Source organism: Methanofollis tationis (assembly GCF_013377755.1).
GTDB classification, from domain to species: domain Archaea; phylum Halobacteriota; class Methanomicrobia; order Methanomicrobiales; family Methanofollaceae; genus Methanofollis; species Methanofollis tationis.
On sequence record NZ_JABXWR010000001.1, the window covers coordinates 2074894 to 2091564 of the forward strand.

General features: G+C 64.3%; 25 protein-coding genes. 6 read left to right on the top strand and 19 right to left on the bottom strand.

The annotated features are described in order from the left end of the window. Positions 1-26: 26 nt before the first annotated feature. Positions 27-422: a type IV pilin gene (locus tag HWN36_RS10780; protein WP_176789378.1), complete on the bottom strand. Its 396-nt coding sequence runs from the start codon at positions 420-422 to the stop codon at positions 27-29. Positions 423-825: 403 nt separating this feature from the next. Beyond that, the gene (gene thiD, locus HWN36_RS10785; RefSeq protein ID WP_176789380.1) at positions 826-1629 is read right to left on the bottom strand and encodes a bifunctional hydroxymethylpyrimidine kinase/phosphomethylpyrimidine kinase; all 804 of its coding nucleotides are present in this window, start codon (positions 1627-1629) and stop codon (positions 826-828) included. Positions 1630-1883: 254 nt separating this feature from the next. Between thiD and HWN36_RS10790 the strand changes: the two genes are divergently transcribed. After that, positions 1884-2090 (top strand): hypothetical protein, encoded by a 207-nt coding sequence (locus HWN36_RS10790; protein ID WP_246269905.1) that lies wholly within the window; start codon positions 1884-1886, stop codon positions 2088-2090. A gap of 1 nt (position 2091) precedes the next feature. Next, the gene (locus HWN36_RS10795) at positions 2092-2364 is read left to right on the top strand and encodes a type II toxin-antitoxin system RelE family toxin (protein WP_176789385.1); all 273 of its coding nucleotides are present in this window, start codon (positions 2092-2094) and stop codon (positions 2362-2364) included. 252 nt (positions 2365-2616) lie between these two features. On the opposite strand, the gene HWN36_RS10800 is transcribed toward HWN36_RS10795, so the two are convergent. Beyond that, positions 2617-2865, bottom strand: a complete 249-nt coding sequence (locus HWN36_RS10800) for a type II toxin-antitoxin system MqsA family antitoxin (RefSeq protein WP_176789387.1) — start codon at positions 2863-2865, stop codon at positions 2617-2619. 152 nt (positions 2866-3017) lie between these two features. Here HWN36_RS10800 and HWN36_RS10805 point away from each other — a divergent pair, with 152 nt between their 5' ends. Together HWN36_RS10805 and HWN36_RS10810 are read left to right on the top strand one after the other, a co-directional pair. Beyond that, entirely contained in the window at positions 3018-3563 is a 546-nt protein-coding gene (locus tag HWN36_RS10805; protein WP_176789388.1) for a MarR family transcriptional regulator, read from the top strand. Further along, positions 3550-3981, top strand: coding sequence for a HEPN domain-containing protein (locus HWN36_RS10810; protein WP_176789389.1), 432 nt, complete (start codon positions 3550-3552; stop codon positions 3979-3981). Before HWN36_RS10805 ends, HWN36_RS10810 begins: the two co-directional genes overlap by 14 nt. Positions 3982-3985: 4 nt before the next feature. On the opposite strand, the gene HWN36_RS10815 is transcribed toward HWN36_RS10810, so the two are convergent. From HWN36_RS10815 to HWN36_RS10835, 5 genes are all read right to left on the bottom strand, one after another. Then, positions 3986-4264 (bottom strand): type II toxin-antitoxin system RelE family toxin, encoded by a 279-nt coding sequence (locus tag HWN36_RS10815; RefSeq protein WP_176789390.1) that lies wholly within the window; start codon positions 4262-4264, stop codon positions 3986-3988. Then, positions 4261-4506 carry a DUF7557 family protein gene (locus tag HWN36_RS10820; protein WP_176789391.1) on the bottom strand — a complete coding sequence of 82 codons (246 nt, stop codon included), beginning with the start codon at positions 4504-4506 and terminating at the stop codon, positions 4261-4263. The genes HWN36_RS10815 and HWN36_RS10820 overlap by 4 nt, the downstream gene beginning before the upstream one ends. A 152-nt stretch (positions 4507-4658) precedes the next feature. After that, positions 4659-4871, bottom strand: coding sequence for an antitoxin VapB family protein (locus tag HWN36_RS10825; RefSeq protein ID WP_176789392.1), 213 nt, complete (start codon positions 4869-4871; stop codon positions 4659-4661). Between the two features lie 351 nt (positions 4872-5222). Further along, positions 5223-5462 (bottom strand): type II toxin-antitoxin system HicA family toxin, encoded by a 240-nt coding sequence (locus tag HWN36_RS10830; protein ID WP_176789393.1) that lies wholly within the window; start codon positions 5460-5462, stop codon positions 5223-5225. After that, positions 5459-5698 carry a type II toxin-antitoxin system HicB family antitoxin gene (locus HWN36_RS10835; RefSeq protein WP_176789394.1) on the bottom strand — a complete coding sequence of 80 codons (240 nt, stop codon included), beginning with the start codon at positions 5696-5698 and terminating at the stop codon, positions 5459-5461. Before HWN36_RS10835 ends, HWN36_RS10830 begins: the two co-directional genes overlap by 4 nt. A gap of 172 nt (positions 5699-5870) precedes the next feature. On the opposite strand from HWN36_RS10835, the gene HWN36_RS10840 reads away from it, so the two are divergent. Then, positions 5871-7199, top strand: a complete 1329-nt coding sequence (locus HWN36_RS10840; protein WP_176789395.1) for an AIR synthase-related protein — start codon at positions 5871-5873, stop codon at positions 7197-7199. Between the two features lie 7 nt (positions 7200-7206). Here the strand turns inward: HWN36_RS10840 and HWN36_RS10845 are convergent, their stop codons facing one another. Genes HWN36_RS10845 through HWN36_RS10895 form a run of 11 tightly spaced genes read right to left on the bottom strand, consistent with a single transcriptional unit; the run spans position 7207 to position 15663 of the window. After that, positions 7207-7932 carry a class I SAM-dependent methyltransferase gene (locus tag HWN36_RS10845; protein ID WP_176789396.1) on the bottom strand — a complete coding sequence of 242 codons (726 nt, stop codon included), beginning with the start codon at positions 7930-7932 and terminating at the stop codon, positions 7207-7209. Beyond that, on the bottom strand, positions 7929-8927 hold the full coding sequence (locus HWN36_RS10850) for a replication factor C small subunit (RefSeq protein WP_176789397.1): 999 nt from the start codon (positions 8925-8927) through the stop codon (positions 7929-7931). Before HWN36_RS10850 ends, HWN36_RS10845 begins: the two co-directional genes overlap by 4 nt. Beyond that, a complete protein-coding gene (locus HWN36_RS10855) occupies positions 8914-9654 on the bottom strand; it encodes a 4-phosphopantoate--beta-alanine ligase (protein ID WP_176789398.1) in 741 nt (246 codons plus the stop codon). Before HWN36_RS10855 ends, HWN36_RS10850 begins: the two co-directional genes overlap by 14 nt. Then, positions 9651-10511 carry a pantoate kinase gene (locus HWN36_RS10860; protein ID WP_176789399.1) on the bottom strand — a complete coding sequence of 287 codons (861 nt, stop codon included), beginning with the start codon at positions 10509-10511 and terminating at the stop codon, positions 9651-9653. The genes HWN36_RS10855 and HWN36_RS10860 overlap by 4 nt, the downstream gene beginning before the upstream one ends. Beyond that, on the bottom strand, positions 10493-11626 hold the full coding sequence (coaBC, locus tag HWN36_RS10865) for a bifunctional phosphopantothenoylcysteine decarboxylase/phosphopantothenate--cysteine ligase CoaBC (RefSeq protein WP_176789400.1): 1134 nt from the start codon (positions 11624-11626) through the stop codon (positions 10493-10495). Before coaBC ends, HWN36_RS10860 begins: the two co-directional genes overlap by 19 nt. Then, positions 11623-12492 carry a class I SAM-dependent methyltransferase gene (locus HWN36_RS10870; protein ID WP_176789401.1) on the bottom strand — a complete coding sequence of 290 codons (870 nt, stop codon included), beginning with the start codon at positions 12490-12492 and terminating at the stop codon, positions 11623-11625. Before HWN36_RS10870 ends, coaBC begins: the two co-directional genes overlap by 4 nt. 2 nt (positions 12493-12494) lie before the next feature. After that, positions 12495-13535, bottom strand: coding sequence for a 60S ribosomal export protein NMD3 (locus HWN36_RS10875; RefSeq protein WP_176789402.1), 1041 nt, complete (start codon positions 13533-13535; stop codon positions 12495-12497). A 2-nt stretch (positions 13536-13537) separates the two neighbouring features. Continuing rightward, entirely contained in the window at positions 13538-13828 is a 291-nt protein-coding gene (locus tag HWN36_RS10880; RefSeq protein ID WP_176789403.1) for a DUF424 domain-containing protein, read from the bottom strand. A gap of 43 nt (positions 13829-13871) precedes the next feature. Next, positions 13872-14699, bottom strand: a complete 828-nt coding sequence (locus HWN36_RS10885; protein WP_176789404.1) for a TatD family hydrolase — start codon at positions 14697-14699, stop codon at positions 13872-13874. Then, the gene (locus tag HWN36_RS10890) at positions 14686-15024 is read right to left on the bottom strand and encodes a dihydroneopterin aldolase family protein (RefSeq protein WP_176789405.1); all 339 of its coding nucleotides are present in this window, start codon (positions 15022-15024) and stop codon (positions 14686-14688) included. The genes HWN36_RS10885 and HWN36_RS10890 overlap by 14 nt, the downstream gene beginning before the upstream one ends. A 30-nt stretch (positions 15025-15054) precedes the next feature. Then, the gene (locus tag HWN36_RS10895) at positions 15055-15663 is read right to left on the bottom strand and encodes a DUF5591 domain-containing protein (RefSeq protein ID WP_176789406.1); all 609 of its coding nucleotides are present in this window, start codon (positions 15661-15663) and stop codon (positions 15055-15057) included. 50 nt (positions 15664-15713) lie between these two features. Here HWN36_RS10895 and HWN36_RS10900 point away from each other — a divergent pair, with 50 nt between their 5' ends. Further along, entirely contained in the window at positions 15714-16667 is a 954-nt protein-coding gene (locus tag HWN36_RS10900) for a methyltransferase domain-containing protein (protein ID WP_176789407.1), read from the top strand. The last annotated feature ends 4 nt before the right edge of the window (positions 16668-16671 follow it).

Below are 16671 nucleotides of genomic sequence, written 5' to 3' on the forward strand. Positions count from 1 at the left end.
AAACAGAAAAATAAAGTTAAAAAGAATTAGAGGACCTTGTCAAGAAGGACCTGTGAGGTGCCGTCGTTGAACTCGCCGAGGACGACTATACGAGAGACACCCTGAGTGAAGGTTGAATTGTTGTTTATTTTAATGATCTGACCAACCGTTGGATTGTCTTCTTCAGCGACTTTTGTTCCGTTAAGCTGAATGATGAGGTTGGTAAGACTGTTCATGTCTGCTCCACCCTGAACCATAAACTCAGGTTCTGAGGAAGCATTGAGTTTTGCCGTCACAACGACCGTCTTTGAGGTCTGCACATTTCCTGCCATCCCGAACACGAACGCGGCAATAACCGCGGCCAGGATCACCGTGATGGCGACCATGAGGATGACGCCGATGACCGGCGACACCGCTTCTTCATTCTGTACGAACTGTTTCATCGGTTTTCACCTCCACACCCCGGGGGGGGGCATGGCTACTACGTGCTATATCGTTCTTGTATATAATGATTTTCATTTTAATGCGCCAGCGATATAGTAATATGATATATATTTCCCGGCCATGATCCTGTGAATCCGCCGGAGAAGTCGGAGAACTGTGGTTTCTCTGGAGGTGCGATGCCCGCCCCGCCCTGGAGGGCCGGCCCGGAGGGGCGGGCCTCCTCCGGGGCGGGTGGCGGTCGCCCCCGTCCCCTCGCAGGATCCGGGGGTGATCGCCCCGCGGCGAAGGGGTCAATTCCAACGATCAAAATATAATCCTTGCGTATTTATTGTGCCGAAGAAAAAATTGTATTTTGTTAAATTATAGAGGAATAACGATTTTTTGCGATCATCCCTTCTGCCTTCACCCCGATTTTTCCTCCCCCCTGCCGCACCGCCACAGGGGCCTGACCGAGCGCCGCCCCGAACGGTCAGGGACGGCGTGGCTGATCGCATCGGCGGTGAACGCCTTCGCCGCCGGGAACGCCTCCCGCAGGCCCATGCCGCGGGCGAGGCCGGCCGAGAGAGCCGCCGAGAAGCAGCAGCCCGAGCCGTGGACGTCGTAGGGCGAGCGGGTGCCGGTGAGGAGGGCCTCCCCTTCGCGATCGAGGAGGAGGTCGGCCGGCGCCCCGGCGAGGTGGCCCCCCTTCACGACCACCGCGGCGGCGCCCATCGCCAGGACCGCCTCCGCCGCCGCCCGCATACCGGCGAGGTTCCTGACCTCCATCCCCGCGAGCGCCTCCGCCTCCGGGATGTTCGGGGTCACCACCGCCGCACGCGGGATGAGGTGGCGCACCAGCGCCTCCGCCGCCTCCTCCGCGAGCAGGCGGGCGCCCGAGGTCGCCACCATCACCGGGTCGACGACGATCGGGATCCCCGCCGGGACCGCCGCCGCCACCGCCCTGATGATCCCGGCCTCGGCGAGCATCCCGGTCTTCGCCGCCGCCACCGGGAACGCCTCGAAGACCGACCGCATCTGCGCCGCCACCGCATCCGGCGGCAGGGGCCACGCCCCCGCCACCCCGCCGGGGTTCTGGGCGGTCACCGCCGTCACCGCCGCCGTCCCCCAGACGCCGAGGGCGGCGAAGGCCGCCAGGTCGGCCTCGATCCCGGCCCCGCCGCCCGAGTCCGAGCCCGCGATCGTGAGGGCGCACGGATAGGAATACATGATCGTGAGGTGTGCGCCGGGAGGAGAAGTAGGTGGCGTTTTTTGCCGTCAGATCGTGGGCGTCTCGCCCCCGCCTTCGCGGCTCTTCGGGTGAGGTAATGGCGGGCATGAAGGGGGATTGGGGTGCGCCGCCCCGGGATCGAGGCCTCTCATCGCCATCTGCCTCCGCCCGGCAGGGACGCGGATCGCCTTCAAAGGCCATGCATGGTGATCACAGTTATATCATAAGGCATGATAGAAGGTAACAGGGAACAATGATGTCTGAAATAAAGCGCCAGTACGTGATGTCCGAAGACAACACCCCGGTCGGCGTCATCATCGACATCGCGACCTTTGAACGGATCGAATCCATTCTCGAAGACTACGGCCTTGCGCAGTTCATCCATGAAGCCGACGACGAAGAGCCCCTCGACCGTTCAGAGGCACTGAAATATTATAAAAAGATACAGGGATCCGCCTGAAATGGTCCCCTGCCTCTATAAAAAGACGTTTTTAAAGGATCTTGCTAAGATCCCGCCCCCCACCAGAGATACCATCGAAGAGCTGGCGTTTACCGACCTCCCTGCCTCCACCGATCTCTATACCGATTTCGACTTCAAAAAAATGAAAGGATATTCAGACTTCTACCGAATACGTGTAGGGCGATACCGGATCGGGTGCAGACTCACCGCAACCGGAACCCTGATCCTCTACCGCGTAAAATCCCGGGAAGAGATCTACTCGATATTTCCGTGATCCCTCTCCTGACGACCACGACGTTTGCCCCTCCTCCTACCCGCCTGATAAGACTCCCCTCTTCCACGCTTCGCATCCTGGCGGGGTTTGCCGCTGATCTCTGTGATCGGCTTGCTCATGCAGTGGCGGAGAGCGGGAGAAGAGGAAACTGAAGAGGATGGGAGGACGAAATATCCCCCCGGACAGTTCCTGAGAATCGTAGGCCGGAAATCTCACACAGTGAACGCGAGGATGCACTATTCCTGACCGCCCTCACACCGCGAGATCGACCTCGCCGGCCGCGAGCGGGCGGGCGCAGATCCTCCCCTCGTGGACGTCCTTCATCACCGCATCGATCCGCCGGGAGATATCGGCGGTGTAATACGCCTCACCGCAGCGGTCGCAGACGAAGGCGGGGACCTCTTTGATGACAATAATCTCGTCCCCAACGCGTGCGATGAACTCAAGCCTCTCTCCCTCGTGCAGCCCGCCCCTGCAGAACGTGCATCTCTCTGGAATCATGGGTGTGTTCCTCCTCGTCCGTGTATCAAGGTGCCTGCCGATAGTTCTTTCCTCCCATGGATGGGTGCAGACCCGGATGTTCACGCAACGTGAACAATATGTTCACGGATCGAAAACATCATCTCCCTCCGCCGCAAACAGGGGCCCTGATCATGCTCCCGGAGATCTTCAAAACAGAAGAGCGTATCCGCATCCTCCGTCACATCAGCCTCGGGAAATCAGCCACCGTCGGAGCGGTCGCCCTCGCCACCGGCGTCTCAAAAGGGCTTGTATCCGGTTACCTCAATCTGCTCGTCGAAGAAGGGCTGCTCAGGCGCGAAAACCGGGCATTTATACGGGACGACTCCGCCCTCTGGCTGGCCATCAAGCGCCTCCTCAACCTTGACCTCCTCAAAGACCTGATCGTTCTCCCCGCATGGGCGCAGGGGATCGGTATCTACGGATCATGGGCCAGCGGCACCAACACGGCAGAGAGCGACCTCGACCTCTGGGTCCTTGTCGACGCCCTCGACCCCGGGACCGAGATCAGGGCGGCAGAACTCGAACAGGCCATCGCACTGCGCATCCACTGCGAAGTCAACGCCCTCCTCCTCACCCCCGACAAAGTGCGACACCTTGGAGAACACGACCGGCCATTCTACACGGGCCTGAAAACCGGACACCTGACACTGGATGGTGAAGACTTTGCAACCACTTGACGACTGCTTTGCCGACGGCAAACTCCAGACTGTCGAACCCTCGTACGAGAAGGCGTGCCAGTCGATCGCCCTCGCCCGCGCCTATCTCGACGAGGCGCGACAGTCCGGCGCCATCGGCACCACCAGACTGGCGATGAACGGCCTCTACTTCGCATGGTTCCACGCCGGCAGATCCGTCCTCTTCAGGGACGGCATCAGGGAGAAAAGCCACTACTGCCTTGAACAGTATCTCGGCACCTATGTTTCAGCAGGAAGACTCGACGCCAGGTGGCTATCTCTCTTCGGACGGATGCGAAAGAAACGCGAGAGTAGCCAGTATTCGTTCAGTCCGGCACCTCTCCCCGATGAAATAGAGAGCGTTATCGAACTGACCGAAGAGTTCATCGACCGGATGGAGGAGATCGTCTCGGGCAGATAACAGTTCATCTCCCCCCATCACGAATTCCTGTACGCCGATGCCCCACCTCGATCACATGGATGACCATCACGTCATCGACGATGGTGAGGATCGCGCGGTATTCCCCGACCAGGAGAGAATAAAATGGGGGGTTCTGTCCTCCCTGCACCCTCTTCACCTGCCTCCGCGGATCCGTCTCCCCGGCCAGGGAGACCAGCGCTTCACCGATCTTCAGGGCATCGTCCCTCGGGATGCGCGTGATCTCACGACGGGCCGTCGCGGAGAAGAAGAGGCGATACCTCATTCGTCTTTCAGCTCCGACATGACCTGCTCAAGGGTATAGACCCGGCCCTTCTTGATATCTTCGAGGGATTCCTCAATGGCCTTGATCGTCGCATCGCTGAGAGGTTCGTCATCGACGGCCATCTCCACAAGCCGCCCGATCACGTCGGTATAGGACTCCCGCGGGTGGATCTTCAGAGAATCCAGGCGGTTCTTAAGGGGGACCTTGATCTTGATGGTCGTGGTGTCGGTAGCACATGGCATACTATGGTATACAGAGGTATCCAATATCTAGGTTATGATCGAGCGATCCCCGCGCCCTCTGGGGACGGTGGACAGGCAGTTCACGCCCCATGAACACCATGTTCACGGAGCGAAAACAACCCTCTGCCCCGACCGCAAACAGGGAGTTCTGGTCATACTCCCGGAGATACGACGCGGCAGGCGCTGTCGCATATACGCCCTCGCCGTTCATCGCACTCCCCGATCTCTTTTAACACCTCGGACAATCTTCTCTTCCCGGGGTAGTGGCGGAGGATCACATCGGAGAAACTATCCCTCTCCGATCGCTTCAGCCCTTTGAGGAGGTCGTAGGCTTCATCGGTGATGGAGATCGTCCTTGTCGCCATGTGGCTGTGTATGTGTATCCGTATATGAATTACGGGGAGGAAACCGGCGTCGGCCTCTCCGGCATCACCGCCCGCCATCCTCCTCACGGTTCACAACGATTTGTTGACACATGAGGAGACTACTCTCCTATCAACTTCTTATTCAAGCGTGTTGCGCCGGTCCGCTGGCGTTCCGCGTAACCGTCCCCTCGGGTGAGAACACCTTATCGTGCAGGGGCGTTCGGGACGGAGCGGGAAGGCCCGGGCCAGCAGGCGCGGGGCAGGTCACATCCGAAGAAAAATAAAGTTTCTATTGCAGAACAGAGAAAAAAACAGTGCAACCTCTATCCAGATCTGATAAAATGATAGAGATTACCCGAGCAGGGTGAAAAACTCCTCTTTTGTGAGATCTGCCTGCTTGAGTATCGACAGCAGCGTTCCTCTGGGAATATCCTTCTTTTTCGGAACAATAACAAGCAGGTTCTTTCCTGTCGTTTCGGCCTTATACAGGGCAACATGGCTCCCTTTGCCCCGCCTTGGTGCATAATCAAACCCTGCTCGCTTCAGTGCACCGATAACATCGTCCGAAGAAAGGACAGGGAGTTTATTCACGCCGATACCTCAAACGTCGAGGTGAATTTATGGGGCGCCTTCATGGCTGCGCTGATCTCGTCGTCATCGAGACCGAGTTCTTTTGCGTTCTCCAGGTACAACTCCACGGCCTCCTTCAAATTCACCAGCGCTTCATCTGGCGTATCGCCGCAGCTTGCGACACCCAGTTCAGGGCATTTCGACACATAAACGCCGTCTTCTTCCCAGAGCACGGCGGTCAGGATAAATGTTTTCATAATCTCCTCTCTTCCGGGCAATAATCCATCCACAATCAAGACAACTGCTCCACCGGGCCAGTTCTCCCAATTTTATATCTCACTCATGGATGATAATAATATTATTCATATCGTCGTCGTTCGTTCCTCTTCTCATCACTGCCTTTAACACCCCTCCCGTCGATCCTGATCTATGGATATCGAGGGATTTGTCCGCCGGGCATTTGCCGCGGGCAGGGGCGAGGACGAGATCGTCCGTGCCCTCACACACGAGATCACCACCATCAAGAGGCGGGTCTCAGACGAATATGCACAGGAATTCGCCCGCGCCGTCGTGCAGGAAGTCAAAAACACCTCGGGGCTTGAGGGCGACCTCTTCGCCTTCGAGGCGGCCGGGGTCACGATGGGCGAGTTCGGCGTCGGTTCCCGGGGCAAAGGCGACTTCTTCGCCCACCGCCAGTTCCCCCGGATCATCGGCACGGCCGCCGCCGCCGTCGGCGTCGACGAGATGGACGACGCCGGCGCCGTCGCCGCGAACGGGAAATACATCATCACCACCGTCGACGGCATGCACTCCCGCCTCTCCGACTTCCCCTTCCTCGCCGGCTTCCACGTCACCCGGGCCACCCTGCGCGACGTCTACGTCATGGGCGCAACACCCGTCGCCCTCCTCTCAGACATCCATGTCGCCGACGACGGCGACGTCGCCAAGATCTTCGACTACACCGCCGGGATCGCCGTCGTCGCCGAAGCGATGGGCGTCCCCCTGGTCACCGGCTCCACCTTGCGCATCGGCGGCGACATGGTGCTTGGCGACCGCATGACCGGGTGCGTCGGCGCCGTCGGCGTCGCCGACTACCTCACCGCCAGAAAAGAGACCTGCCCCGGCGACGTCATCCTCATGACCGCCGGCGCCGGCGGCGGCACCATCGCCACCACCGCCCTCTACTTCGGCTACACCGCGGTCGTCGAGGAGACGATCAACCTCCACTTCCTCAGGGCCGCCGAGGCCCTCCTCAAGAGCCCGGTCCTCCGCCACATCCACACCATGACCGACGTCACCAACGGCGGGCTCCGCGGCGACGTCTACGAGATGGCCGAGACCGCCGACTGCCGGATCGTCATCGACGAGGCAAACCTCAGGTCCCTCGTCGAGCCGCGGGTGCTCGCCATGCTCGACGCTCTGGAGATCGACTACCTCGGCGTCTCCCTCGACGCCCTGCTCATCGTCGTCCCGCCCGAATACGTCGACGAGGTCACGGCCGTGATCAGGGGCGCCGGCGTCCCCATAGAGAGAATCGGCTACGTCGAAGCGGGTCCGGCGGCATCGGTCCTCCTCTCCGGCGGGAAAGAATGCGATTTTCAGCCGCGGTTCAGGGAATCGGCCTACACCCCGGTGAAAAAAGTGGTCGACACCGAACCCCGCGACTTCGACGAGATGAAAAAACGGGTCGAACAGGCGGCCGACGCCGCCGTGGCAAAGAAAAAACGGATACTCGAGCGGCTCCGCACCCCGGATTAGAGCCGCCTTATCGCTCTTTTTTCCCGCTCGCACAGATATTGAAGGCGAGGTACGGGCACCGGCGCTCCACCAGGGGCTCGGCGCGCTGCGCCAGGTCGAAGAAGGGCCTGGAGAGGTTCACGTGGGCGAACGAGCACCGGTTCACCTTTGTATCCACGAACCCGGCGGCCGCGAAGAGGTCTTCCAGCTCCTCCTCGGTATAGTAGTGCTCGCCGAAATCCCCGACCCCGATCCGGCGCCAGTGCATTTTCTCCCCCAGGCGGTAGATCACCGGCAGCGCCGAGGTGAAGACATTGCGGCCCAGGGTGCAGATCGCCACCCGCCCGCCCGGTCTCAGCACGCGGCTGACCTCGGCGAGCATCGCCGCCGGATCAGGCACGTAGCTGAAGGCCAGGATGCTGGAGACGGCGTCGAACGACGCGTCCTTGAACGGCAGCCGATCCGCCGTCCCGGCCATCACATGATCGAGCCCGTTCTGGAACCGCGCCGCATGCACCATCGCATACGAGAGGTCCAGTCCCACCGCCGTCCCGCCGTTGGAGAGGTAATGGGCCATAAACAGCCCGGTCCCGCAGCCGAGGTCGAGCAGGTCGCCCCCGGGCGGCAGGCACCGCATGACATGATCCCTGATATGGCCGTGGTACCGGCTCCCCACGCTCCCGCCGTACCGGGAATCATAGACCCCGGCCACATGGTCGTAGTGCTGGCGTATCTTTTCGAGGTCGCGTTTCATGAAAAAACCTCCTGGCTGATCCTCGCCAGCAGGGCGTTGATCTGAATGAATTCGTTCGAGCCCCGCCTGATCACCAGGTCGGCGTCGGCAAGGGCGACGGCGATCCTGGGATCGTTGTACTCCCGTTCGGCCGCCTTCGCAAGTTCCCTGATCACCTCAGGCCCGGTGAGCCCGTAGTCGATGAGCAGGGACTCGGCCCGCTGGCGCGCCGCCGCCGGGTTCCCGCTCATCAGCGCCGCAAAAGCCGAGGCGGCGACGGTCTCGGTCTCTGACGAGGTGGTCTGTGCAAGATCGACCGGCCCCTTCGACTCGGCAAAGACCTGGAGCAGGATCGTCGCCCGCCGCAGGTCGCCCCCGGCCGCCGGCACGATCAGGTCGAGGTCGTCCGCGGAGACCCGTTCGGCCGCCACGCCCTCGCCCTCCAGGATCGCGGTGAGCCGCCGCCTGATCAGGTCGTCGTCCACCGGGACGAAGGTGATCGGCAGGCAGCGCGAGGCGATCGCCGGGATGATGGCGCTGCCGTTCGTGGTGAGAAAGACGAACCGGCAGGTCCCCGAGTAGCGCTCCATGATCCGGCGCAGCCCCTGCTGGGCCTCGCGGCTGATCGCCGACGCCCCCTCGAAGACCATCAGTTTGAACCCGGCGTCGAGGGGCCTGATGGCGGCGTACCACTTCACCAGGTACTTGAAGTTCGTCAGGAAACTCTCGTCTTTCTTATAGATGTGCCCGAAACGCTCGTCCGCTTCGAGGTATTTCTTCCCCTGCTCGAAGAGGTCGGCCGTCGGGAAGACGGTGGTGTTCTCCTGCCAGTTCGCACCGTACAGCGTCCGGGCGAGCGCCTCGACGGCGATGCTCTTCCCGGTCCCGGTCGGCCCGACGACCAGCAGGTGCGGGACGTTCCCACTCTCCGCAAACGACGAGAGCACCCGCACCGCCTCCTCCTGGCCGAGGACGCCTTCCAGGGTCGACGGCCGGTATTTTTCACTCCAGAGCATGCCCCATCTCCTCCAGCCGTGCGGCGATTGCGGCGAGCGCCTCTCTCAGGTATCTCTTCCCGTCCACGCCGCATGCACGCTCCCGCGCCTCTGCAGGCGTCATCGTCCGGCAGGCCGCGGCGATCGCCGGCACCGCCCGCCGCACCTCGTCGATCACCGGCAGGGTCGCCGTCTGCGCCGTCCTGGAGAGGGGATTTAGGTCGACGGCGATCACCGCCTTTCCCATCTGCCGCAGGGCGGCGCACCGATCCCCGTCCTCGAGCGGGACCAGCACCAGATCGGCGGCGCCGATCCCCTCGGGCAGGCAGAGGGCGCGGTCGTGGGAGAGGGGGATCAGCCGCTCAGGGGCGCCGGCAAGGACGTCCACGCCGTGCTCTTCCAGCAGGGCCGTGATCCGCTGCATCCGCTCCTCGGTCCGGTGGAAGAGGTTCACCTCCACCAGGGCCCCGCTCGCCTCCTGCAGGTCGGCGAGCTGGTGGGCGGAGAGGGCGGCGGTGTTCCCGTTCACCGAGATCACCGGGCGCCGTGCGGCGAGCAGCATCGCGGCGGCGTCGATCTCAGCGCGCGCGGCGCTCGCCGTCGTCCGCTCGCCGAGCAGGTAGTCGAAGGCCTCGCCGCGCCCCTGGGCGATCAGCCCCTCGGGCGCCACGATCCCGGCCCGCATCGCATCGGCCAGGCGCTCCCGCACCACCAGGGCGGCATAGCGCGGGTGGTCCTCAGGGATCACGCCCGCACCTCCAGCAGCCTGAACCCCTCGCGGGCGATGTGCAGGGGGATCGGCGGCGCGAACCGGGAGAATACCTCCTCAGCACCGTCGCCGGTGGCAAACGCCCCTCGCCCGAGCATCGTCATGCTCGCACGGACCCCGGCGGCGTCGCAGGCGGCGAGCACCGCCCCGACCTCCGGGGGGACAAGCCCGCTTCGGCCGGCAAATGCACGGGAGAGCCTGAAAAATTCAGGGAGGTCGGAGGGGCACCCCTCGGGAAAGGCGGCGGCGATCCGCTCGATCTGCGCCTGCGACCCGATCACCTCGGGCGTCGGGAGTGGCCCGAACGAGACTGCCCAGATCGCCTCCTCGGGGTAAAATCGCCTGATCTCTCCCCCGGGCCCGGGCGTCGTCCGGCAGACGATCCCGCCGCCCTGGCAGGCGGCGACGTCCCCGAGGCCGGTGCTGTGCACCACCTCGGCCTCATGGGCGAGGGCCGCAATCCCCCGGCGGTCCATGCCGAGGTCGAAGAGGGCGTCGACCGCCGTGATCGAGGCAAGCAGGGCCGCGGCCGAGAGCCCGAACCCGGCCCCGATCGGGAGGCTGCACCGTGTCTCCACGCGTGCGCTCACATCGAGGCGCTCCAGGGCGTACTCCACCGGCGGCGACCCTGAAGCCTCGGAGAGCACCGCGCCCTCCGTGTCCCTCCGGCCGACCACGACCTCGATCGTCTCGGCCGCCGAGGCCGAGGCCACGACCCCCTCCTCGATGACGATCCCGGCCCCCAGGCTCCCGGTCGTCGCCGGGCTCTCCCCCGCCACTTTCATGAAGTAGCCGGAGATGTGCCCGGGCGAGAACGCTACAGCAGTGCGGACCATATCGCCGCCGCCACCTCCTCCTTCGTCCCGCTCACCTGTTCGCTCCTCTCCCCCGTCATCATTACAAACTCCCCCCCGGCGGCCCCCATCGCCGGCGGCGCATTCGTCACCACCATGGCGACGCCTGAGGCCAGCATCGAGCGCGCCCGCGCCTCCTCGTCCCAGCCGAGTTTGAAGGCGACCGCCGTCCCGGTAAAAACATCGAGCACGGCGTCCAGCACCTTCGGGAGCGGTTCGAGACGGATCGTCCGCCCCGTCCCGCTCGGGATCTTCCCCTCTGCCCGTTCGGGCAAAAAGTCCGAGATCGCCGCCGCCGAGATATAGATGTCTGCCGCCGGCGCCTCTCGAAGGACGGCCTCCATCATCTCCGCGGCCGTTTCGGCATGCACATTCCGCACGCACGGGAACCGGCCCGCATGGACGACCGTCACCTCCGCCCCGAGCCTGAATGCCTCGAGGGCCAGGGCGCGGCCCATCTGCCCGGTCGAGCGGGTGGTGAGCACCCGGACATCGTCCACCGCCTCGGCGCAGGCGCCGCTCGTGATCAGCACCCGTTTTCCGGCAAGGGGCCGACCCGAGAGGGCACGTTCGGCGTGGAGGACGATCTCCTCGATCCCGGCGATCTTCGCCCGCCCCTCCTCGATCCGCGGCGGGACGATCTCGATGCCCCAGGCCCGCAGGCGCTCAAGGTTTGCGGCGACGGCCGGGTGGCGGTACATGCTCTCGTGCATCGCCGGCGCCACCACCACTGGCATCCTGCGGCCGAGCGCCGTCGTCGCAAAGGTGGTGACCGGGGTATCGTCGATCCCGCAGGCGATCTTCCCGATGGTGTTCGCCGTGCAGGGTGCGACGAGCAGCAGGTCGGCGCATCCGCCTTCCCCGCAGTAGAGGACGTGCTCCACCATGCCGGTGCAGCGGACGATCGCCTCCCGGCCCGTCGCATACGTGAGGGCGTCCGGGTGGACGATCCCGCAGGCCGCCGCCGTCATCACCGCCTGCACCGCGGCGCCGCGCCGCCGCAGCTCGTGGGCGAGCCGCACCGTCTCGACCGCCGCAATGCTGCCGGTAACGCCCAGAATTATTGTTTTCCCTTCGAGTTTTCCGCCGCCGGTCATGAGAGCACCATCTCGTGTACGATATGCCATATATGCGGCCCATATTTCTTTACTTTGCGGGTGGCGATTCTGACCTTGAAACCGGTCGATTCAGCCGAAACCCGGGCCGCGTCCGCAACGTCCCCGAGGGCGTGGAGGTGGATGGTGGTTCCCCCCCTTGCATGGGCGAGGGCTTCGGAGAGAAACGCAACGGCGTCGAAATGCCCCATCACGATCCGGTCGTAGGTGCCGGCGAGCAGGCTGCGGCAGTCGCCGCACTCAGCCGTGACCCTCCCGATAAGCCCGTTCGCCTCGATATTCTCCGCGAGGTAGCCGAACGAGACCGGGTTTATCTCCATGGCGTGCACATTCGCCCCGGCCGCCGCCATCGGCAGGGTGAAGTAGCCGATCCCGGCGAACATGTCGGCCACCCGCTCGCCTTCCTGCACCGTCCTGCCCATCAAGGCCCGCTCCTCCAGGTTTCCGGCCGCATACATCACCTCGGCCGGGTTAAGCCGGTAGCAAAGTCCGTTCTCGTGGTGGCAGACCGGGTGAGCCTCGCCGTAGAGCGTCTCCACCGCAGGCAGGCGGCGGACACCCTCGATCGCCGCGAGGTACAGCACGCAGGCCGGCCGTCGCCAGGCGAGGATCGCCGCCACCTCCTCCGCGGTCGGCCGCCGGCCGCGCACCACCGCCGTGTCGCCGATCATCTGGAAAGGCCGGCCGCAATACGGCCGCCGCTCAGGGAGGTCATCATCGCAGGGATACCCCTCGCGCACCGGCACCAGGGCGACCTCCCCCTCGACATACGGCCTGCGGGAGGGATCGGCCCACGGCTCGCGCACCGCTGCCGCAAGCGCCTCTTTCCTGACCCTCCGCACCCGCATGCTCACCCGACGAGCACGAACTGTCCGGTCTCGCTGTCCCTGATCACCATGACCGTCCCGCCCTCTTCGGGGTGGAGCCAGGGCAGCGCCCGGCACTCCACCGCGCCCTGCGTTCGCGGGTCCAGGATGCCCAGGACGTCGTCGTAGAGATAGGCGACGAGGGCGCTCTCGGCATCGCCGACATTCCCGACAAGCCGTTCGATCTCGTCCTCCCTGACGATCCGGTTCGTACCGTCCTGCAGGTCGAAGGCCTGCACCTGCCCCTGCGTCGCCGAGCGCACCTCAAGGTACCGGCCGCGGCTGAGGACGACGTCCCCGCGCTGGTAGCGCGGCAGGCGGATCAGGAAGGTGATCCGGTAGAGCTTCTTCCCGTCCTTCTCCCCCACGAGCTTCGGGTGGGTGGAGAGACGGCCGCCGAGGGCGCCGGTGATCTGGCTCGCGAGGATCTGGCCCATATGGTTCGAGCCGACCACGATATCCAGCCCGTCCTTCGTCGCCTCGACCTTCGAGACAAAGGCGAGGCGTTCGCCCGCCTCCTGGAGGGAGGTCTCGAGTTCCTCGGTGATCCGTGCCGCCCGGTCGATCTCGCGCACCGAGGGCCGCCGGTCGGTCGCCCGCACCTGGATGATCCCCTCGTAATACCCGCCGCTGATCCGGTTGCACCGGTCGCACTGCTCTTTTATCCAGACGATCTTCGTGCTGCACTCGCCCGAGACCTCGACCCCGTAGAGCAGGCCGCGGACCTCCGCGGTGACGGCCGTCCGGTTCGGGCTCGTCTCCCTGAAGGTGAACTGCACCTCCGGGCGCCTGACGTCCGGGTGGAAGTGAAGCGCCGAATACGCCAGCTCCTGGAGCAGGGCCGCCCTATCGACGGTGGTGTCGCTCCAGGTCTTCCCCTGTTTGCGCGAGTCGCAGACCGGGCAGTAGATCGTCTCCACTCTCGGGTCGCAGGTGAACCATTCTGTCTCGGCCGCCCGGCACTCATTGCAGAGCCCGGCCGAGGGTTTGCCGCATCGCGGGCAGACGCTCCTGAGGATTTCCATGATCAGACGGTGATGATGATGGCATGCGGGACGCCGCCGACAGACAGGCATCCCTTCTGTGTGATCAGTCCCATGGCGATGGCGACCCCGGTCGCCTTCTTCCCCATGAGGTTTGCATTGCTGGCATTTTTAAGGGCGGCGCGGATCTCTTCCTCGGTCGCCTGCTCGGTGCCGTAAAACGCCCCGGTGATGGCGATCCGGACGTCGCCGTGGCTGAGGGTGGTGTTGAGCAGGTCGGCATCGCAGACCGCCACCACCTCACCCTGTGGTGTATGGTGGACTTTCAGGTACATCAGTAGTATGTCGGCGGCACCGATAAAAAAAGGGTGGATCGTCCTAGAGGGCGATCTCCACACCGTAGACGCGGCCCGGAGTTTCGGCATGGATACACCATGCGTCCCCGGGCGTGATCGCACCGCTCTCCAGCAGGTGACGGGTGATCCTGGGCACGGACTTCGGCCCCATCACCGCTCCGGGCCGGCTGTTCTCGTCCATGTAATCGGTCTCCATCATGAACCGCCGGCCTGAACGCGCCATTTCGGCCAGCCCCTCCTGCTTTGCAAGAAACGACGGGACCAGGGGGGTCTCGGGCGTCGCATAGTGTTTGACGACGCGGCTTCCATCCATGCCGGCCCGTGCGGCAAGATCGAGGATATCGGCGCAGGGGCCGCTCTCGGCGTGGATCTGGAGAGCGCACCCGGCATCGGCGCTGAGCTCCAGCGCCCGCACCAGCACCCGTTCCGACGCCGCGGCGATCTCGGGCGCCACCGGGAAATGCGGCCGCCCGCTCTTGAGGGCGACGGCCAGTCCTTCCTCCACGTATCCGGCCGCCACGTCGAGCCCTGCGCAGACAATCTCCTCGGCGGCCTGGAGGCCGACCTTCTCCGCATACTTCAGGAGTTCGACCGGGTGGACGCCGAGGACCGGGAAGACCGTGATCCCGACGCCCCGCACCAGCCCGGCCACGCGGAGCGTCTCATCGAAGGCCTCCCGGTAGTCGTCGCCGGTCCGCGGCAGAACGCCCAGGGAGTAGGCCGGCAGGGAGACCATGAACAGGTGCGTCCCGCCGGCCCGCAAAAAGTCCTTCGCCGCCTCGACGCCGCGGCCTGCACGCGGGTTGAAGTGGATGTGATCGTCGGTGATCGGGATCTCAGGAGGCTTCATCGACACTTCGAATGCTCATCAGCGGGTATTCGCCGGTATAGTGCAGGTCGGCGACGCAGCGGGCCCCGCCGTACTCGGTCGTGATCGTCACCGCGAACATCTCGCCCCGCAGCTCAGAGTAGCCGAACGGGTTCGCCGTCATCAGGTCGCGGTTGAGCCTGACCGTGATCGCGGTCACGTAGGGCTGGAGCCCGACCGCCGCCTCGATCGCCGCCTCCACCGAGGCCGCCGTCGCCCGCGAGATCGGGGTGCCGACCCACTGGTGGTACAGGGCGCCGAGTTTGATCCCGGCCTCGAAGACCGCCTGTTCCCTGTCAGAAACCATGGCATGAGGTTGGCGTCCGGCGGATTTATATCATCGCGAATCCGCACCCTTCAGCGCCCGCTCGAAATCCAGAAGATAGGCCCGGGAGTTCAGGCTCCCGTCGGGAAACCGCGCCGAGGGGTCGCGGCAGGCGGCGATCGTCTCCTCCGCCGGCGCAACCGTAACCGGAATGCCGGTCTGCTCCACCGCCGCCGTCATCGCCGCCCTGAAGTCTCCTAGGCAGTATGCCACCCGCCGGCGGTAGAGCGTCTCTGTCTTCTCAAGATACCTGGCGATCCGCACCGTCTCGATCCTGAGAAACGAGCGGTGGACGATCGGGTCAGGGCACCGGCCCAGGTTGTAGCGGTACGTGGCATAGGGGTACATCCGCTCCAGCTCCCGCGGCACCACCCCGCAGGTGCCAAAGACCACCACATGGGCCCTCACTGCCGGGACCGCCGTGGCGATCACCTCGTCGAACTTCCGGTGGCTCGGGCTCGTGCTGTAGGGTTTCTGGACCGAGCAGGGGAGAAACACCGCCAGATCAGAGGGCCGGACGGCATACGCCCCGACGATAAACTGGAACGCCTCCTCGAACTCCGGGCGGAAAAACGGCGGCGTCACGTATCCGTTCCCTGCGCTCTCATCCCTGTCTGCCATGGGCGTTCACGCTCCCCTATATATCTGAGAATCCCTTATAATAAGTGGCCATGAAAATGCTCTTTGAGCTCTCGGGCGAGCATCCGACGCTCCCCTACGCCGAGCTCGAATGTGTGGGCCGGATCTGCGACCGCCGCGACCGCGTGGCCGTCGCCGAATGTCCCGCCCCCGCGGCGACCGACCGCCTCGCCCTCACCCATACCGTCATGGAATATCTCGGCGAGTGCGAACCGACAGCGGACGCCGTCAGAGCCCTTCTGGCCGACCTCGCCCTCACCTCAGACCGCCCCTTTGCGGCGCGGGTGAAGATCATCCCGGGCTCCCGGGAGTACCCATCCCAGCTCGCCCTCGAACGGCTGATCGGATACGGCATCGCCGGCCCGGTCTCGTTAAAGGCGCCTGAAACGGTCTATCGGGCGGTTCTCACCGAGGACCGCTGCTACCTTGGCCGGGTCATCTATAGCGACCTCCGCACCTCGTACGAAAGCAGGAGCCCGTCCACCCGCCCGTATTTCCACCCGGGCGTCATGATGCCGAGGACGGCGCGGGCCCTCCTCAACCTCTCTCTCGTCATGCCCGGCGAGGTGATGGCAGACCCGTTCTGCGGCACCGGCGGCATGCTCGAAGAGGGACGGCGGATCGGGGTGCGGGTCGTCGGGAGCGACTTCGACCGCACCATGATCGCCGGCTCACGCCTCAACGTCCCCGAAGCCGACCTCCTCCTGGCCGATGCCACGGCCCTGCCCCTCCGCACCGGTTCAGTCGACGCCGTCGTCACCGACCTGCCGTACGGCCAGTCGGTCTGCATCCTCGGGGAGAACTTCACCCGCCTCTACGAAGGGGCCCTCGACGAGATCGGGCGGGTGCTGAAAGCGGGGCGGCGTGCCGTCGTCGTCACCCACCGGGACATCAGAGAGATTGCGGCCGCCCGCTTCACCATCGTCCAGTACCATGAACAGCGGGTCCACAAAAGCCTCACCCGGCGGATTCTCGTCCTTGAATAACCCG

What these genes read in the sequence shown, in the direction of transcription:
- HWN36_RS10780 (WP_176789378.1), bottom strand. Translation starts at nt 422, where the DNA reads ATGAAACAGTTCGTACAGAATGAAGAAGCGGTGTCGCCGGTCATCGGC.
- thiD (WP_176789380.1), bottom strand. Translation starts at nt 1,629, where the DNA reads ATGTATTCCTATCCGTGCGCCCTCACGATCGCGGGCTCGGACTCGGGC.
- HWN36_RS10790 (WP_246269905.1), top strand. Translation starts at nt 1,884, where the DNA reads ATGATGTCTGAAATAAAGCGCCAGTACGTGATGTCCGAAGACAACACC.
- HWN36_RS10795 (WP_176789385.1), top strand. Translation starts at nt 2,092, where the DNA reads ATGGTCCCCTGCCTCTATAAAAAGACGTTTTTAAAGGATCTTGCTAAG.
- HWN36_RS10800 (WP_176789387.1), bottom strand. Translation starts at nt 2,865, where the DNA reads ATGATTCCAGAGAGATGCACGTTCTGCAGGGGCGGGCTGCACGAGGGA.
- HWN36_RS10805 (WP_176789388.1), top strand. Translation starts at nt 3,018, where the DNA reads ATGCTCCCGGAGATCTTCAAAACAGAAGAGCGTATCCGCATCCTCCGT.
- HWN36_RS10815 (WP_176789390.1), bottom strand. Translation starts at nt 4,264, where the DNA reads ATGAGGTATCGCCTCTTCTTCTCCGCGACGGCCCGTCGTGAGATCACG.
- HWN36_RS10820 (WP_176789391.1), bottom strand. Translation starts at nt 4,506, where the DNA reads ATGCCATGTGCTACCGACACCACGACCATCAAGATCAAGGTCCCCCTT.
- HWN36_RS10825 (WP_176789392.1), bottom strand. Translation starts at nt 4,871, where the DNA reads ATGGCGACAAGGACGATCTCCATCACCGATGAAGCCTACGACCTCCTC.
- HWN36_RS10835 (WP_176789394.1), bottom strand. Translation starts at nt 5,698, where the DNA reads ATGAAAACATTTATCCTGACCGCCGTGCTCTGGGAAGAAGACGGCGTT.
- HWN36_RS10840 (WP_176789395.1), top strand. Translation starts at nt 5,871, where the DNA reads ATGGATATCGAGGGATTTGTCCGCCGGGCATTTGCCGCGGGCAGGGGC.
- HWN36_RS10845 (WP_176789396.1), bottom strand. Translation starts at nt 7,932, where the DNA reads ATGAAACGCGACCTCGAAAAGATACGCCAGCACTACGACCATGTGGCC.
- HWN36_RS10850 (WP_176789397.1), bottom strand. Translation starts at nt 8,927, where the DNA reads ATGCTCTGGAGTGAAAAATACCGGCCGTCGACCCTGGAAGGCGTCCTC.
- HWN36_RS10860 (WP_176789399.1), bottom strand. Translation starts at nt 10,511, where the DNA reads ATGGTCCGCACTGCTGTAGCGTTCTCGCCCGGGCACATCTCCGGCTAC.
- coaBC (WP_176789400.1), bottom strand. Translation starts at nt 11,626, where the DNA reads ATGACCGGCGGCGGAAAACTCGAAGGGAAAACAATAATTCTGGGCGTT.
- HWN36_RS10870 (WP_176789401.1), bottom strand. Translation starts at nt 12,492, where the DNA reads ATGCGGGTGCGGAGGGTCAGGAAAGAGGCGCTTGCGGCAGCGGTGCGC.
- HWN36_RS10875 (WP_176789402.1), bottom strand. Translation starts at nt 13,535, where the DNA reads ATGGAAATCCTCAGGAGCGTCTGCCCGCGATGCGGCAAACCCTCGGCC.
- HWN36_RS10880 (WP_176789403.1), bottom strand. Translation starts at nt 13,828, where the DNA reads ATGTACCTGAAAGTCCACCATACACCACAGGGTGAGGTGGTGGCGGTC.
- HWN36_RS10885 (WP_176789404.1), bottom strand. Translation starts at nt 14,699, where the DNA reads ATGAAGCCTCCTGAGATCCCGATCACCGACGATCACATCCACTTCAAC.
- HWN36_RS10890 (WP_176789405.1), bottom strand. Translation starts at nt 15,024, where the DNA reads ATGGTTTCTGACAGGGAACAGGCGGTCTTCGAGGCCGGGATCAAACTC.
- HWN36_RS10895 (WP_176789406.1), bottom strand. Translation starts at nt 15,663, where the DNA reads ATGGCAGACAGGGATGAGAGCGCAGGGAACGGATACGTGACGCCGCCG.
- HWN36_RS10900 (WP_176789407.1), top strand. Translation starts at nt 15,714, where the DNA reads ATGAAAATGCTCTTTGAGCTCTCGGGCGAGCATCCGACGCTCCCCTAC.